Source organism: Pseudomonas sp. JV241A, assembly GCF_900275665.1.
Taxonomy (GTDB): domain Bacteria; phylum Pseudomonadota; class Gammaproteobacteria; order Pseudomonadales; family Pseudomonadaceae; genus Aquipseudomonas; species Aquipseudomonas wadenswilerensis.
The window spans coordinates 76,970-90,876 of record NZ_OPYO01000028.1; the positions used below are offsets into that span (position 1 = coordinate 76,970).

The window sequence follows — 13,907 nt, forward strand, 5'->3', positions numbered from 1 at the left end:
ACCATAAATCTAAAAGAACGACGCCAATGCCTGAACCCACCCACCTCAACAACGAAATCCGCGACATGCTCATGGATTGCGGCCTGTTCGACCCGTTGCTGCCTGGCGACTTCCAGGCCGCCGCCGGTTATTTCAGCATCAGCAGCATGAGCGAAGGCACGGAAATCTTTCGCGAAGGCGACGCCGGCACCTTCATGTGCATCATCCACCACGGCGTGGTTTCGGTGCGCAAGACCGATGCCGAGCAGCGCCAGGTCGAAATCGCCACCCTGCGCAAGGGCCGCGCCTTCGGTGAAATGGCCGTGCTCGACGGTGAACGGCGCTCGGCCAGCTGCATTGCCGCCAGCGACTGCCAGTTGCTCAACCTGGGCAAGGACTCGCTGGAAAAGATGCTCAACGACGCCCCGAAGATCGCCGCCAAGATCATCCGCGCCCTGGCCGTGGCCCTGTCCCGGCGCCTACGCATGCAGGACGGTCAGCGCCTGGCACAGCAGGTCTAGTTGCCCTTGCCCTTGCTGTTGTCCGGGTTCAAACCGGGCAGTGGCTGGTCCTTGGGCGGATTGGGCACCGGCATCGGCGGTAGCAAGGGTGCCCCCGGCCGGCTGTCACCCGCCCGGGGAATAGTGCTCGGCGTCACCTGCGGATACGGCGTTGGCGTCGCCGTGCCCGGCGCACCCGGCACCGGCGTGATCAGCCGAGGCTGTACGTCGGCAGCCACGGCAGGTTGCAGGCTGGCACAGATCAGTACGGCAATGATCGAGTAACGCATGCACAGGCTCCTTGAGGGTCCTGCCTACAGGCTACTCCCACGGCGCACGGTTTGCCTGTCCGAATTGCCCGCCATCGGGCTAAACTTCAAGGCATAACCGTAACAAGCCCGAGAAAAGGTAATCCCATGAGTTCGTCATCCTCTGCCGCCGCCACCGCACGGCTAGACCGCATCCTCGCCGACGCCAAGCGCGACAAGGAAATGGGCTACCGTGACAAGGCCCTGCGCATGTACCCGCACGTGTGTGGCCGCTGTGCCCGCGAGTTCGCCGGCAAGCGCCTGAGCGAGCTGACCGTGCACCACCGTGACCACAACCACGACAACAACCCCCAGGACGGCTCCAACTGGGAACTGCTGTGCCTGTACTGTCACGACAACGAGCACTCGCGCTATACCGACCAGCAGTACTTCAGCGAAGGCTCGACCAGCAGCCCGAGCATCGCCAAGGCCACCCACAATCCGTTCGCGGCCCTGGCAGGCATGCTGAAGAAGGACTGAAGCCGCCCACAGTTGCCGGCAAGCCCGTATAATCGCGTCTTTTTTGCGAAGGGCCCCGGCACGTGGCGAACAAACGGTACAGCTGCATTGGTCTGTTCAACCCCAAGTCAGCAGAGAACGTCGGTTCGGTGATGCGCGCTGCGGGTTGCTACGGCGTCAACTCGGTGTTCTACACCGGCAAGCGCTATGAGCGCGCCCGCGACTTCGTCACCGACACCAAGCGTGTGCACTACGACATCCCGCTGATCGGCATCGACGACCTGCAGAAGATCATCCCCCTGGGCTGCACGCCGGTGGCGGTGGAACTGGTCGACGGCGCCCGGCCACTGCCCGAATACACCCACCCGGACCGCGCAATCTACATCTTCGGCCCTGAAGACGGCTCCCTCGACCCGAGCGTGCGCGCCTGGTGCGAAGAGACCATCTACATCCCGACCAACGGCTGCATGAACCTTGCCGCCACCGTCAACGTGGTGCTCTACGACCGCCTGGCCAAAGGCCTGAACACCCGCTCCGGGCCGAAATTCAAGTAAGTCGAATGAACAGGCCGGCTTGCCCGGCGGTCTGCTGTAGACCATCGTCCCTACTGGAGAATGACCATGTCCGAGAAACAGACGCTTATCCCGGCCAATTCAGCGCATATGGCCAGCGAACATAACGTCCACGGCTGGGAGCGCGCAGGTTCCGTCGCCACCGGGGTGATCATGGTCGGCAAGGGCCTGCGCCGCGGCGGCGTGTTTGGTTTGATTCAGGTGGCCATCGGCGGAGTTGCCCTGGCCCGTGGCATCACCGGCCACAGCTCGGTGAAAAGCCTGATCGAGCGCGGCCGTAGCGATCTCGATAACATCCGCGCCAAAATCGAACGCAGCGGCGCCGAGCTGCAAGCACTCAAGGCCAACGCCGAAGCCGCCACCCGCGGTACCACGGTGACCGGCAACGATGCCCTGAAAGACCCCAAGCCTTAACGCAGCAGCTTGCTCTGCAGCACCTCGGAAGATCTACCCAGCACGCTTTCGCTGAGCTGGATGAACTCCGCGGTGCTGACGCTGTTCAGGCGCATCATCGCCCGGGTGACATCATCCAGCGAGCGCTGGTTATGGGTGTGCAGGCGGATTTCCTGGTCCAGCGCCCGCAACAGCAGCACGCCACGGGCGATCACCGCGCTGTCGACCTGCTCGCCGCGCAAACTGCTGACCTTCTTGCCACTGCGCTCAAGGCTCGCCTGCTGGGCCTGATAGCGCTCCTCGGTCATGCCTCCGGCGCGGCGCAGCAGTTCGCTGGCGTAATACTCGGCCAGGCTTTCACCGATCCAGTCGCTGTCCTGGCGGTCGTTGATCTGCGCGAACACATGCACCAGTTCGCGCAGCACCGGGCTTGAGCCGTTCTCGCCGACCAGCGGGCGACTGCTGTGCAGGTATATGGAGTTGTGCCCGGCCCGGACGCCACGCCACAGCTCGTCCCGGGCGCCAACCAGCAGCAGCTTGGGCGGGTTGCGCGGGAACACTGCCTGCAACTGCGGCCAGACGAAGGTCAGCAAGGTCAGGTTGTCCAGGCGCCGCATGGCCTGCCCTTGCGGCGCGGCAACGCTGACTTCGGTTTCGCCCAGGCGCGCGCGGCGGGTGCCGATGGTTCCGGCGAGCATCCAGCCGGTCGGGCGGTCGAACAGGCGCGAGACGTTGTCGATGCGAAAGCGGTTCTTGCCAATGCGCGGCCACGGGGTCTCGACACTTTTCCAGCCCTTGGGCAGCTCGAAGCTCAGGCGCGCCACCAGTTCGGTGCCGTCGTGCTGGTCCAGGCGGGCCGGGGGCACCAGATCGTCACCACGAAACAGCGCCCAGTCCGGGGTCATGCGGGTTTCATAGGCGCCGCCCTTGAGCCGCTGGCTCAGGCGCACCTTATAAGTCAAATGGCTCTTGCCTGGCGCCGGTTGCCAATGGCCGCGCTGATCATCGCCCTGCACCTGCCATTGGCCATCGGCCTGAAAATCGCTGTAGGCGCCGTCCTTGCCCAGGTCGAAGTCCAGGCTGCGCACTGTCGCCCCATCGGCCAGGGTAAGGCGCACCTCGGCCTGCTCGCTTTGCGGCAGCAAGCGCACGTGGTAATCCAGATCGACTTTTTTCGCCCAGGCCGGCGAACTGGCCAGCAGGCCCAACACCAGCCACCAATGGCAATGCACACGCATACAGAAACTCCTTGTTCCCCCAAACGCGATACCCGACAAGCCTGGGCGGCTCAACCGGCGCGGAAAATCAGATAGTCTTCCCAGTCGTCTTCATCGACGCTGTCTTCGCTGAGCATGCGCCCGGATTGTGAAATCCGCTGCTTGTGCACCTGTTCGCGGTCACCGCAAACCAGGTGGTGCCAGTCGGGCAGGTCCTTGCCCTCGCTGACCAGGCGGTAACCGCAGGTGGTCGGCAGCCATTTGAACTGGTCGGCCTTGCCTGGGGTCAGCTGAATGCAGTCCGGTACGATCTGCATCCGCTGCGGATAATCGCTGCACTGGCAGGTCTTGAGGTCCAGCAACTTGCAGGCGATTCGCGTGTAATAGACGCTGTTGTCGTCTTCATCTTCAAGCTTTTGCAGGCAGCACAGGCCACAGCCGTCACACAGCGACTCCCACTCCTGCGGGTCGAGTTGCTCGAGGGTTTTACGCATCCAGAATGGATTGGCGTTGGCAGTCATGTAACGGGTGTCCTGTTTCAATTCGTGCGCGGCGGCGCGGCGGCGCCAGTCTAGGGCCTGTCACCGGCCATTGCCAGACCGCTTGTCAGCGCTGATGCGACACAGTAGTTTGACCAGCGGTCACCACCCCAACTCTCAGGAACTCAAGATGAGTGCAAATCCTCGCGTTGCCGATCACGCCATCAACGAACAGTTCATCCAGCGCTGGTCACCGCGCGCCTTCACCGGCGAGCCGATCGACCAGGCCACCCTGCTGAGCTTCCTTGAGGCTGCCCGCTGGGCACCTTCGGCCTACAACTCGCAGCCTTGGCGCTTTCTCTATGCCCGCCGCGACACGCCGAACTGGGAACGCTTCCTCGGTTTGCTCAACGAGTTCAACCGCAGCTGGGCCCAGCATGCGTCGGCGCTGGTGATCATCATTTCCAAGACCAGCTTCACTGCACCGGGTGCAAGTGAAGAAACTCCGGCCCTGTGGCACACCTTCGACACCGGCTCGGCCTGGGGCCACCTGGCGTTGCAGGCGAGCCTGAGCGGCTGGCACACCCACGGCATGGCCGGTTTCGATCAGGAACTGACCCGCAAGGAGCTGAAGATTCCCGAAGGCTACGCCCTGCACGCGGCAGTGGCGATCGGCAAGCTGGGCGACAAGTCGACCCTTGCTGAAGGCCTGCAGGCGCGGGAAGTACCGAGCCCGCGTCGGCCGTTGAGCGAGTTGGCGGCTGAGGGTGATTTCAGCCTTTGATTTTTCGGGCTGTCTTGCAGCCCATCGCTGGCAAGGCCAGCTCCCACAGGGTCAACGGTGCCTTCAAACCTGTGGGGGCCGGCGTTACTGTTAGTAGCCGCGCTGAAAGTCCACCTCCCCACGCAACCCTTCACCCGCCTGATACGCCCGCAGATTCTCGACAAACAAGCGCACCATCGCCGCCGGCGAGGTCGGTGCCGAGCTGTGCCCGGTCAGCAGCAAGCCCCAGGCAGTCCAGAACGGATGACGTTGCGGCAGCGGCTCCTGCCGACAGACATCGATCACCGCACCTGCCAGATGGCCTTTCTTCAAAGCCTCGACCAGGTCGCCATCGACCACCGCCACGCCGCGCCCGGCATTGATGAACAAGGCCTCGGGGTTGAAGCGCTGGAACAGCGCGGCGTCATACAGGTCATGGGTCGCCGGGGTGTCGGGCAGCAGGTTGATCACATAATCGACCTGGCCGACCAAACGCCCCAGGTCCTCAAGACCGGCCACTTCGATAAACGGCGCCTGCTCGCGCGGCTGGCTGGCGATACCGTACAGCTGCACGCCAAACGGCAGCAGAAACTCCGCCACCCGTTGACCGATATCGCCGGTCCCGACGATCAGCACCCGCCGCCCTTCCAGGCTGCGCCCCGGACGCTCATCCCACTTGCGCTCGACCTGGCTGACCAGGCGCGCCAGCACCTCGCGCTCGTGGCCGAGCATGTAGGTGAGCACGTACTCGGCCATGACCTGGCCAAAGATGCCCACCGCCCGGGTCAGGCGGTAGTCACGCTGCAGGCCGTCAGCCAGCAGCGGCGTAATCCCGGCCCAGGTCGATTGCAGCCACTGCGGCTGATGGCCCTGGCGCAACAAGGTTGCCAACAGGTCCGGCTGGCCCAGCCACACCGGGCTGTCAGCGGCCAGCCGTGCCAATTCGGCCGAGTCACCACTGTTCAGGACTTCCAGGTCCGGTGCCGCCTCGCGCAACAGGCGAGCGTAGAGGGCATGATCCTGTTCAGCGATCAAAACACGCATGTTCATAACAACCTTGGATAACGGCAAAGGCCGCCAGCGGAGGGCGGCACTACAGCGAAAGGGCGGTCAGACCGGGTCGTTGCGACGCAGCAGCTCTTCGGGCAAGTGCTCGATGTACTCGTCCTCGGCCGGTGGCATCTGCAGGTGATAGCCCTGCTGTTCGAGGTTTTCCAGGACCTTGGCGATATCCTCGCGGGCCAGCTGGCGCTCCGGGGTCAGCACCAGGTCGAAGGCATGCACCGGCTTGCCGAAGAACGGCAGCAGGCCTTCGGGCACGCGCTCCAGGCCATCGGCCTTGAGCACGTACAGGTACATTTCGTTCTTGCGCGGGCTCTTGTAGATCGAGCAGATACGTTTCATGACTGGTCTCCGGCGCCCGCCAGGCAATCGAGCAGCGCCTGCCCCATGCGCTCACGGCGCCAGCCGCGCAGCGACTCGGGGAGTTGATAGGGTCCGTTGGGGTAGCCACTCTTGAGCAGCAGTTCCAGGGTTTTCTTGCGCAGCATCAGCTCCGGGGCGATGTTCAGGCGCTCGGCCTCGGCCTGGCCGATGGCGCGCAGTTGCTTGAGCAGCGCCGACGCTTCGATCGGCAGCGGCTCGGGCACCGCCGGCGGCCATTCAGATGGCGGCAGGCTGGCAGCCTGCTTGATCAGGCCGAGCAGGAACTCGCCATCCTGACGGATGGTACGCGGGTGCATGTCTTCGATCTTGGCCAGCGCCGACAGCGAATCCGGCTGGGTGCGGGCCATCGGCCACAAGGCGTTTTCGCGAACGATGCGGTTACGCGGCAGGTCGCGGGCGCGGGCTTCGCGTTCACGCCAGGCGCACAGCTCGCGCAGTACCGCCAGTTGCGCGCGCGACAGCTTCCAGGCCAGCTTGGCATCGCGGTACAGCTCATACGGGTCGATCTCGCGGCGCAACTGGGCAACCAGTTCGGCACCGTCTTCGAGCACCCAGGCATTCTTGTCATCCGACAACTGCGGGCGCAGGCGCTCGTACAGTTCGGCCAGGTGCACGGCGTCTTCGGCGGCGTAGCTGACCTGGGTTTCCGACAGCGGGCGTTGCAGCCAGTCGGAGCGGGTTTCACCCTTGGGCAGGTCGATGCCGAGCACCTCCTGGACCAGGCGCGAATAGCCCATGGAGAAGCCCAGGTTGAGGTAGCCGGCGGCCAGCTGGGTGTCGAACAATGGCGCCGGCAAGCTGCCGGTCAGGCGTGACAGCACTTCGAGGTCTTCGCTGCAGGCATGCAGGACCTTGATCACCTGCGGATCTTCAAGCAGGCCGGCCAGCGGCTGCCAGTCGCCTATGCGCAGCGGATCGATCAGGTAGGCCCGTGTCCCGTCACCGACCTGGATCAAACCGGCTTTCGGATAGAAGGTATCGACCCGCATGAACTCGGTGTCGAGTGCCACGAAGGGCAGCGTGCGCCACTGCAGGCAGTGCTCTGCCAGGCTGCGATCGTCGCAAATCCAGTGAATATCGATGGCCACAAGGCTCTCCCACAAACAATGGCGCGCAGTATATACGGCGCAGGCCATCGTCGGGAAACCACTCGACCGCTATCCCTGCCGCCGCTACCGCGTCGGTGATCAGTGCCTGGCCAACATCGGCCGGCAGCTGGCAAACAGGTCCAGTTCGGGCTTGTACAGGTTGGTGTGCACCTGCAGCAGGCCGAGCATGGAATGAAACAGGTTGTCCTGGCTCAGCGGCTCGTTGCGGACCTTCTGCAGGCAGTCGCTATCGACGCCGAAGCTGGCCTTGTAGCTGTCGGAAAACCATGCCAGCAGCGGCACGTGCTTTTGCTGTTCCGGTGCCAGCATGTAAGGCGTGCCGTGCAGGTACAGGTTGTACTCACCGAGCGATTCGCCATGGTCGGACAGGTACAGCATGGCGGTGTCGACCTTGTCCTGCTTGCTGCGCAGGAGGTCGATCAGCGCGGCCAGGACATGGTCGGTGTACACCAGGGTGTTGTCATAGGCATTGACGATGCTGTCCTGGCTGCACTGGTTCAGGGCATTGCTGCGGCACACCGGGGTGAAGCGCTCGTATTCTTTCGGGTAACGCTTGTAGTAGTCCGGCCCATGGCTGCCCATCTGGTGCAGCACCAGCACGGTATCCTGTTGCAGGCTGTCGATGAAGCTGTCCAGGCCCTTGAGGAGGATTTCGTCGCGGCACTCGTCATCGGCGCACAGTGCCGGGTCCTTGAGGTTGCTGACATTCTCGAACACCACCCGGTCGCAAGTGCCCTTGCAGCCGGACTGATTGTCGCGCCAGCGCACCGCGAGCCCGGCCCGCTGCAGCACATCGAGCAGGCCTTCCTGGTTTTTGGCGGTGCTGGCGTCGTAATCCTTGCGGGTGAAGCCAGAGAACATGCACGGCACCGACACGGCGGTTTCGGTGCCACAGGAGTGCACATCGGTGAAGGCGATCAGGCCCTTTTCCTTGCTCAACTGTGGGGTGGTATCGCGCCCGTAGCCGAGCACCCCGAAGTTCGGCGCGCGGGCGCTCTCGCCGACCACCAGCACGGTCAGCGACTTGCGCGAACGTTGCTGCCAGGCGACGTCGAGCTTGGCGTCCTCGCCGATGGCGCGAAACGGCGTGGCGGCGCTGCCGACCCGCTCGCCGACATAGCCCAGGGAGGCACCGACAAAATTGCTCGGCACCAGCATCAGGCGGATTTCATGGTGATTGCGAAACAGCGAAGCCAGGCCCTGGTAATTAATCAGCGCAACAGTGCCCAGCACCACAATACAGGCGACACTGGCGAGTAACTTGCCGAACAACTCGCGGGCCCAGTTGCGGTATAAAACCGGTACCTTGTACAACAATATAGACGGCAAAACACCTAACACAGCGATATATAAAAAAAGTTTAATCGAGAGCAGGTCACGCACTTCCGTGGCATTGGTCTCCATGGCATTGCGCAGCATGCCGACATCAATCATTACGCCGTACTGGCTCATGAAGTAAGCCACCCCGGCACTGACCATGAACAGGGTGATCAGCAGCGGTTTGAGCAGCATCCGGAAGGCCAGCAGGGTCAATACCAGGTTGAACGCACACAGGATCATCACGCCAAAGGCCACACGCAATAACAGGCCGTGCGCATCGCTCGCAAGTACCGACGCCAGGTGTTGCCACAACAATGAGTTGAAGCCGATCAACAGGTACAGGCTGGCAATCAACGTGACCCATTCGGCCCGCAGGGGTTTGACCTTGAACATGACGATTCGCTTATTTGAACGGCGGGAACAGTGCCCTTGCGGCACCACCTGGAAACTGCCCGAACTTTAAGTAGCGAGTCATCAATTTTTTGTGAAAAAGACGCCAACAAATAGTCGGCTGGCGTCTATTTAAAAGACGTGTTCAGCCTGTGTTCAGCCAGACGATTATTTACGCTGGCAGATGCACTTTTGAATAAGAATCGCGATCGATATCGATCACCTCGACGCACAGCTGGATGTCCAGCCCCGGCGTGCTCGGAACGGCCTCCTTGAGCACCTCCAGCAGGCTGGCCGACAGTTGGCGTTTGATCTCGGCGGAGCGACCGCTGAGGATTGCCAGCTTGATGTGGGCGAACGCGCGTTCCGCAGGGGCAACACCCACCCGGAAACCGGCCAGGGCCACGGCGCGGCTCTTGATGTCCAGCTCTTCGGCGAACTGGCCGCTGCCCACCAGGGCATTGTTGAGACGCAGCAACAGGCGGTCGACCTCAAGGTTTTTCAGGTTGTCGCTGTATTCCACATGAAGATGAGGCATTGCACGGAGTCCTGGGGTGGGCAAATGTTGCAACAGACTACCCCAGCCCCGAAACCCGGCAAAGACGACTATCCTCTAAGTTCATGACTTCCACCCCACAAACCCCGGAGAGGTGAAGAAATGCCGGTCAAGCACGATTTGCTCGCAGACTTGAATCTGACCAAGGAACAGTTCATCGAGAAGAAACAACACGACCCGCGGCTGAGTCAGCTGCATGAAGACTACAACAGCAAAGACGCCGAAGTCGTCGATGCCGAGAACAAAAGCGCCGCCGATGACACGGTCACCCGGCTGCGCAAGGAACGCCTGAAGATCAAGGACGAGATCGTCGCCCATCTGAAGTAAACCCTGTAGGAGCGGGCTTGCCCCGCGATCGCGATCTACCTGCCCCATTGCATCGCGAGGCAAGCTCGCTCCTACGGGCAGCCCTTATGGCCGCGCCCACACCACCGGAAACCAGTCCTCGCGCATGCGATCGCCGGTCTTCAGGTCAATCCCTGGAAACGGCGGCGAGGTCCGCCCAGGGCGCTGGATATAGCGCACATCATCACCCATGAAGCGGGTCGAGAAGGCCCGGCGGCGATTGCTGCCGATGTTGCCGGCGGCGCCATGCACGGTACGAAAATCGAACACCACCGCGTCCCCCGGTTCCAGCTCCGGCGAGAGGATCTGGTACTCGCCGTTCTCCACATCCGGCATGTCCATGAACAGGCTTTCCCCGGAGCCTGCATCGCTGGCGCCATAGAAATCCTTGTTGCTGGCCCAGCTTTTGGGCCGCACCGGCTTGGGCCAGCGATGGGAGCCGAGCACCACGCTCAAGGTGTTGTGACGGCTGACCGGGTCCAGCGGTATCCAGTAGCTGGCGGTTTGCAGGCCGTCGACGCAGTAGTACGGCAGGTCCTGGTGCCAGGGCGTGGGCTTGGAGGTGCCCGGCTCCTTGACCAGGATATGTTCATGAAACACCTGCACTTGCCGTGACTGCATCAGCGCTCCGGCAATCGCCGCCGCCGGCGAATTGAGCACGAACGCCTTGAACGCCGGGATGCGTTGCCAGTTGCAGTAATCCTCGAAGAAGCGCCCGCCTTCGCCATTGCCGACGTTCTCGATGGCAAAGGCGCTGGGCGCGGCCAGGTTCTGTTCAAAACCTTCGCGCAGGGGTTCGATCCAGTCACGGAACACGCCACGCAACACCACTGCACCGTCACGCTGGAACTGTTCGATATCGGCATTCATCGGGGCCACCTCTCTTGTTGTAATGAACAAAAGTATTGGGCGGCCCCGCGCGGCCGGTAAACCACAGATTACCTATGCGCCACTATAGGCAATCTGTATGGCGCGCCGGTTGTCAGCCCGCCACCTTTGGCCGGTTAATGGCCCTGCCTGTGTCCTACGGCGCCTTGCTATCCAAGAATAAGAACAACGAGGAGTTACCTGGGATGAACGAAAACAGCACCGCCATGCGGCGCGGTCTGAGTACCCGCCACATTCGCTTCATGGCGCTCGGTTCTGCCATCGGCACCGGGCTTTTCTATGGCTCCGCAGCCGCCATCAAACTGGCCGGCCCTTCTGTGTTGCTCGCTTACCTGATCGGTGGCGCGGCCATCTACATGATGATGCGCGCCCTCGGCGAGATGGCCGTGCGCAACCCGGTGTCCGGCTCGTTCGGTCAATACGCCAGCCAGTACCTGGGGCGCTTTGCCGGCTTTCTCACAGGCTGGAGCTACGCCTTCTCGATGCTGGTGGTGTGCCTGGCGGATGTCACTGCCTTCGGCGTCTACATGAGCTTCTGGTTCCCCGACACGCCGCGCTGGATCTGGGTGCTGGGCATCGTCTTCTTCATTGGCGCCCTCAACCTGTGCAGCGTCAGGGTGTTTGGTGAACTGGAGTTCTGGTTGTCGCTGCTGAAAGTCACCGCCATCGTCTCGATGATCCTCGCTGGCGCGGCCGTGCTGATGTTCGGCATCCAGTTGGGCGGCAGCGGCGAGCCCCTGGCAGCGGTGAGCAACCTGTGGAGCCATGGCGGTTTCTTCCCCAATGGCGTGGGCGGCATGATCGCCTCGTTCACCGTGGTGATGTTCGCCTTTGGCGGCGTCGAGATGATCGGCATCACCGCCGGCGAAGCCAAGGATCCGCAACGGGTGATTCCACGGGCGATCAACTCGGTGCCGCTGCGCATCCTGCTGTTTTATGTGTTCACCCTGTTCGTGCTGATGTCGATCTATCCCTGGTCGAAGATCGGCAGCGAAGGCAGTCCGTTCGTGCAGATCTTCAGCGGCCTGGGGATCGGTTCGGCGGCCACGCTGCTGAACATCGTGGTGATCTCGGCAGCGGTGTCGGCGATCAACAGTGACATCTTCAGCGCCGGGCGGATGATGTACGGCATGGCCCACAACGGCCAGGCGCCCGCCAGCTTCGCCCTGCTGTCGCGCTTCGGCGTGCCGTGGATGACCGTGGTGGTGATGGCCGTCGCCTTGCTGCTGGGGGTGGTGCTCAATTACCTGGCCCCGGACAACCTGTTCCTGATCCTCGCCGCCGTGGTGACCTTCTCGATCGTCTGGGTGTGGCTGATGATCCTCCTGTCGCAGATCGTCATGCGCCGCGGCATGAGCGCCGACGAGGTGGCCAGGCTGCACTTCCCGGTACCGTTCTGGCCGGTCGGCCCGGCCTGTGCGGTGGTGTTCATGCTGTTCATCTTCGGCGTGCTGGCCTGGTTCCCGGACACGCGCATGGCCCTGTACGTGGGCATCGGCTGGCTGGCCTTGCTGTCGCTGGGCTACTGGCTGTTCGTCGCCCGCCAGCCGCTGGCAACGCTGGCAGATCCGGCCAGCCGCTGATCAGGCCGGAAACTGCTCGCTGGCCCAGTCGAGGAAGGCCTGCGCCGCCGGAGAGGGGCGCATGGCGCTGGACTGGGCCAGCACCACCGGCTGCGGGCTGACCGCTTCCAGCAGCGGCCGGCAGGCCAGGGGTTGGCCGTCATAGCTGCAATCGGCCACCGGCCGGGTGCAGGACAAGGCCACGCCATAGCCATGGGCGACCAGCCCGCGCTGCATCTCGAAGGTCTGGGTCAGTTGCAGGCTTGCCGGTTGCAGGTCGTGGGCCCAGAACAGCGACAGGAAATACTCGCGGGTCCTGGCGATGTCTTCAAGGATCAGGCATTCATTGGCCAGGTCCACCAGCGACACCCGCTCCTGCAACGCCAGGGGGTGGTCCGCCGACAGCAAGGCGTAAGGCGTCAGCTGCGCCAGCACGCGTTTTTCGATCGGCGAATCGAGCCCCACGTCATAGGTCAGCGCCAGCTCCACCTTGCCATCGGCCAGGCGCCGATTGACCTCGGCAAGATCGGCCTCGAACAGGGTGATGGTGACTTCCGGATGGCGCCGGCGAAAGCCGCTCAGCAGGCGTGGCGCGTAATACGGCCCCAGGTCCTGGAAGCAGATCAGGCTCAAGGCGCCGCGCACCACCTGTTGCTGCTCGCCCTTGCCGCCGATTGCCGTGGCCAGGTTGAGCATATCGCGCGCCTGCTCGAGCAATTTGCGCCCCGCCGGGGTCAGTTCCAGGCCACGGCTGACCTGGCGATGAAAGAGCTTTTCGCCCAGGCTCGCCTCCAGCTGCGACAGCGCCAGGGACACCGACGGCTGGGAAATGTGCTTGGTTCGCGCCGCAGCGCTGACACTGCCCTGCTCGGCGGCAGCGACGAAATACTCCAGCTGGCGGAAAGTGAAGCCGATCATCGCTATGCCCCCTCCGGGATGCTTGAACCAACCGCTGCGCCGTTACCCCGCCAGGGCCGGGCTCAACGCCGCTGGCGTACGCCAGGGTATATCGGCCCAGGCGCCGCTGCCGGGCGTCAGCAACTGGTGCAGATGCTGCTCGTTGAACACTTCGCCCAGCGAGTCGACGCGAAACGCCGCGACCCACTGCTCGCGCCCCAGCTTATAGGCCTTGCCGAAATCTTCCCAACTGTCGAAACAATCCTGCGCCCGCTGCGCGTTGAGCAACAGCACGCGCCAGGCGAGCTCGGGCTCGAGCCAATGCATCAGTACCCCACAACGGACCAGAAACGCCACCCGCGCACAGGCAAAGGCCATGGCCGCACGCGGCTCATCGCTGGCCGTCAGCCCTTGCAGGTCGAGGCTGTACCATTGCTGTTCGAGGGTAGCACTGAAGTGCGCACGCACCGCCTCGTCATTGGAGTTGCTGCGAATCCCGGCCTGGTGCAGCAACGCCGCCCGCACGATCGTCTGGGCCTGTTCGGTGAAGTGGTCGCACGCTGGCGAGTAAAAACCCTCGACTTCCATCGCATCGGCCATGGGCCTGGCCAACAGCAGCGACCAGTGCTTGCGTTGGCTGAACAACGGCGCGGCCTCGCGCGGGCGGAATGCACGCCACAACAACCAGGCTGAAATAACCGCCGCGATAAGCAAAAACATGCCG

At 63.1% G+C, this 13,907-nt stretch carries 18 protein-coding genes; 7 read left to right on the forward strand and 11 right to left on the reverse strand.

Going from position 1 to position 13,907, the window contains the following annotated elements; translation table 11 throughout:
* The first annotated feature begins 26 nt into the window (after window positions 1–26).
* Entirely contained in the window at window positions 27–500 is a 474-nt protein-coding gene (locus JV241A_RS18005) for a cyclic nucleotide-binding domain-containing protein (RefSeq protein ID WP_115088253.1), read from the forward strand.
* On the opposite strand, the gene JV241A_RS18010 is transcribed toward JV241A_RS18005, so the two are convergent.
* Window positions 497–769, reverse strand: coding sequence for a hypothetical protein (locus tag JV241A_RS18010; RefSeq protein WP_115088254.1), 273 nt, complete (start codon window positions 767–769; stop codon window positions 497–499). The two genes, JV241A_RS18005 and JV241A_RS18010, sit on opposite strands and share 4 nt — an antisense overlap.
* A 126-nt stretch (window positions 770–895) precedes the next feature.
* On the opposite strand from JV241A_RS18010, the gene JV241A_RS18015 reads away from it, so the two are divergent.
* From JV241A_RS18015 to JV241A_RS18025, 3 genes are all read left to right on the forward strand, one after another.
* A complete protein-coding gene (locus tag JV241A_RS18015) occupies window positions 896–1,267 on the forward strand; it encodes a YajD family HNH nuclease (protein ID WP_038996595.1) in 372 nt (123 codons plus the stop codon).
* 62 nt (window positions 1,268–1,329) lie between these two features.
* Entirely contained in the window at window positions 1,330–1,800 is a 471-nt protein-coding gene (locus JV241A_RS18020; RefSeq protein ID WP_010223125.1) for an RNA methyltransferase, read from the forward strand.
* A gap of 66 nt (window positions 1,801–1,866) precedes the next feature.
* Complete coding sequence (locus JV241A_RS18025; protein WP_038996596.1) at window positions 1,867–2,232, forward strand: DUF2892 domain-containing protein; 366 nt, start codon at window positions 1,867–1,869, stop codon at window positions 2,230–2,232.
* Here JV241A_RS18025 and JV241A_RS18030 read toward each other — a convergent pair.
* Window positions 2,229–3,449, reverse strand: coding sequence for a hypothetical protein (locus JV241A_RS18030; protein ID WP_134063803.1), 1,221 nt, complete (start codon window positions 3,447–3,449; stop codon window positions 2,229–2,231). The two genes, JV241A_RS18025 and JV241A_RS18030, sit on opposite strands and share 4 nt — an antisense overlap.
* Window positions 3,450–3,499: 50 nt before the next feature.
* Complete coding sequence (locus JV241A_RS18035) at window positions 3,500–3,949, reverse strand: YcgN family cysteine cluster protein (RefSeq protein ID WP_045193480.1); 450 nt, start codon at window positions 3,947–3,949, stop codon at window positions 3,500–3,502.
* A 148-nt stretch (window positions 3,950–4,097) separates the two neighbouring features.
* On the opposite strand from JV241A_RS18035, the gene JV241A_RS18040 reads away from it, so the two are divergent.
* Window positions 4,098–4,691 (forward strand): nitroreductase family protein, encoded by a 594-nt coding sequence (locus JV241A_RS18040; RefSeq protein ID WP_115088257.1) that lies wholly within the window; start codon window positions 4,098–4,100, stop codon window positions 4,689–4,691.
* 90 nt (window positions 4,692–4,781) lie between these two features.
* Here JV241A_RS18040 and JV241A_RS18045 read toward each other — a convergent pair whose 3' ends face one another.
* The 5 genes from JV241A_RS18045 to JV241A_RS18065 form a co-directional block, all read right to left on the reverse strand.
* Window positions 4,782–5,714 carry a D-2-hydroxyacid dehydrogenase gene (locus JV241A_RS18045; RefSeq protein ID WP_134063805.1) on the reverse strand — a complete coding sequence of 311 codons (933 nt, stop codon included), beginning with the start codon at window positions 5,712–5,714 and terminating at the stop codon, window positions 4,782–4,784.
* 66 nt (window positions 5,715–5,780) lie between these two features.
* Entirely contained in the window at window positions 5,781–6,074 is a 294-nt protein-coding gene (locus tag JV241A_RS18050) for a YcgL domain-containing protein (protein ID WP_115088258.1), read from the reverse strand.
* Window positions 6,071–7,204 (reverse strand): ribonuclease D, encoded by a 1,134-nt coding sequence (rnd, locus tag JV241A_RS18055; protein WP_134063807.1) that lies wholly within the window; start codon window positions 7,202–7,204, stop codon window positions 6,071–6,073. The genes JV241A_RS18050 and rnd overlap by 4 nt, the downstream gene beginning before the upstream one ends.
* A 99-nt stretch (window positions 7,205–7,303) precedes the next feature.
* A complete protein-coding gene (locus JV241A_RS18060) occupies window positions 7,304–8,938 on the reverse strand; it encodes a phosphoethanolamine--lipid A transferase (RefSeq protein ID WP_134063809.1) in 1,635 nt (544 codons plus the stop codon).
* Between the two features lie 169 nt (window positions 8,939–9,107).
* Window positions 9,108–9,473, reverse strand: a complete 366-nt coding sequence (locus JV241A_RS18065; protein WP_115088261.1) for a 5-carboxymethyl-2-hydroxymuconate Delta-isomerase — start codon at window positions 9,471–9,473, stop codon at window positions 9,108–9,110.
* A 120-nt stretch (window positions 9,474–9,593) separates the two neighbouring features.
* Here JV241A_RS18065 and JV241A_RS18070 point away from each other — a divergent pair, with 120 nt between their 5' ends.
* Window positions 9,594–9,818, forward strand: a complete 225-nt coding sequence (locus JV241A_RS18070; protein ID WP_115088262.1) for a DUF465 domain-containing protein — start codon at window positions 9,594–9,596, stop codon at window positions 9,816–9,818.
* Window positions 9,819–9,902: 84 nt separating this feature from the next.
* Here the strand turns inward: JV241A_RS18070 and JV241A_RS18075 are convergent, their stop codons facing one another.
* On the reverse strand, window positions 9,903–10,706 hold the full coding sequence (locus JV241A_RS18075) for a phytanoyl-CoA dioxygenase family protein (RefSeq protein ID WP_134063811.1): 804 nt from the start codon (window positions 10,704–10,706) through the stop codon (window positions 9,903–9,905).
* A 203-nt stretch (window positions 10,707–10,909) separates the two neighbouring features.
* On the opposite strand from JV241A_RS18075, the gene JV241A_RS18080 reads away from it, so the two are divergent.
* The gene (locus tag JV241A_RS18080; RefSeq protein ID WP_134063813.1) at window positions 10,910–12,307 is read left to right on the forward strand and encodes an amino acid permease; all 1,398 of its coding nucleotides are present in this window, start codon (window positions 10,910–10,912) and stop codon (window positions 12,305–12,307) included.
* On the opposite strand, the gene JV241A_RS18085 is transcribed toward JV241A_RS18080, so the two are convergent.
* Together JV241A_RS18085 and JV241A_RS18090 are read right to left on the reverse strand one after the other, a co-directional pair.
* Window positions 12,308–13,204, reverse strand: a complete 897-nt coding sequence (locus JV241A_RS18085; protein WP_134063815.1) for a LysR substrate-binding domain-containing protein — start codon at window positions 13,202–13,204, stop codon at window positions 12,308–12,310.
* Window positions 13,205–13,246: 42 nt separating this feature from the next.
* Complete coding sequence (locus tag JV241A_RS18090; protein ID WP_134063817.1) at window positions 13,247–13,903, reverse strand: DUF1266 domain-containing protein; 657 nt, start codon at window positions 13,901–13,903, stop codon at window positions 13,247–13,249.
* Between the last annotated feature and the right edge of the window lie 4 nt (window positions 13,904–13,907).

What these genes read in the sequence shown, in the direction of transcription:
- JV241A_RS18005 (WP_115088253.1), top strand. Translation starts at nt 27, where the DNA reads ATGCCTGAACCCACCCACCTCAACAACGAAATCCGCGACATGCTCATG.
- JV241A_RS18010 (WP_115088254.1), bottom strand. Translation starts at nt 769, where the DNA reads ATGCGTTACTCGATCATTGCCGTACTGATCTGTGCCAGCCTGCAACCT.
- JV241A_RS18015 (WP_038996595.1), top strand. Translation starts at nt 896, where the DNA reads ATGAGTTCGTCATCCTCTGCCGCCGCCACCGCACGGCTAGACCGCATC.
- JV241A_RS18025 (WP_038996596.1), top strand. Translation starts at nt 1,867, where the DNA reads ATGTCCGAGAAACAGACGCTTATCCCGGCCAATTCAGCGCATATGGCC.
- JV241A_RS18030 (WP_134063803.1), bottom strand. Translation starts at nt 3,449, where the DNA reads ATGCGTGTGCATTGCCATTGGTGGCTGGTGTTGGGCCTGCTGGCCAGT.
- JV241A_RS18035 (WP_045193480.1), bottom strand. Translation starts at nt 3,949, where the DNA reads ATGACTGCCAACGCCAATCCATTCTGGATGCGTAAAACCCTCGAGCAA.
- JV241A_RS18040 (WP_115088257.1), top strand. Translation starts at nt 4,098, where the DNA reads ATGAGTGCAAATCCTCGCGTTGCCGATCACGCCATCAACGAACAGTTC.
- JV241A_RS18045 (WP_134063805.1), bottom strand. Translation starts at nt 5,714, where the DNA reads ATGCGTGTTTTGATCGCTGAACAGGATCATGCCCTCTACGCTCGCCTG.
- JV241A_RS18050 (WP_115088258.1), bottom strand. Translation starts at nt 6,074, where the DNA reads ATGAAACGTATCTGCTCGATCTACAAGAGCCCGCGCAAGAACGAAATG.
- JV241A_RS18060 (WP_134063809.1), bottom strand. Translation starts at nt 8,938, where the DNA reads ATGTTCAAGGTCAAACCCCTGCGGGCCGAATGGGTCACGTTGATTGCC.
- JV241A_RS18065 (WP_115088261.1), bottom strand. Translation starts at nt 9,473, where the DNA reads ATGCCTCATCTTCATGTGGAATACAGCGACAACCTGAAAAACCTTGAG.
- JV241A_RS18070 (WP_115088262.1), top strand. Translation starts at nt 9,594, where the DNA reads ATGCCGGTCAAGCACGATTTGCTCGCAGACTTGAATCTGACCAAGGAA.
- JV241A_RS18075 (WP_134063811.1), bottom strand. Translation starts at nt 10,706, where the DNA reads ATGAATGCCGATATCGAACAGTTCCAGCGTGACGGTGCAGTGGTGTTG.
- JV241A_RS18080 (WP_134063813.1), top strand. Translation starts at nt 10,910, where the DNA reads ATGAACGAAAACAGCACCGCCATGCGGCGCGGTCTGAGTACCCGCCAC.
- JV241A_RS18085 (WP_134063815.1), bottom strand. Translation starts at nt 13,204, where the DNA reads ATGATCGGCTTCACTTTCCGCCAGCTGGAGTATTTCGTCGCTGCCGCC.
- JV241A_RS18090 (WP_134063817.1), bottom strand. Translation starts at nt 13,903, where the DNA reads ATGTTTTTGCTTATCGCGGCGGTTATTTCAGCCTGGTTGTTGTGGCGT.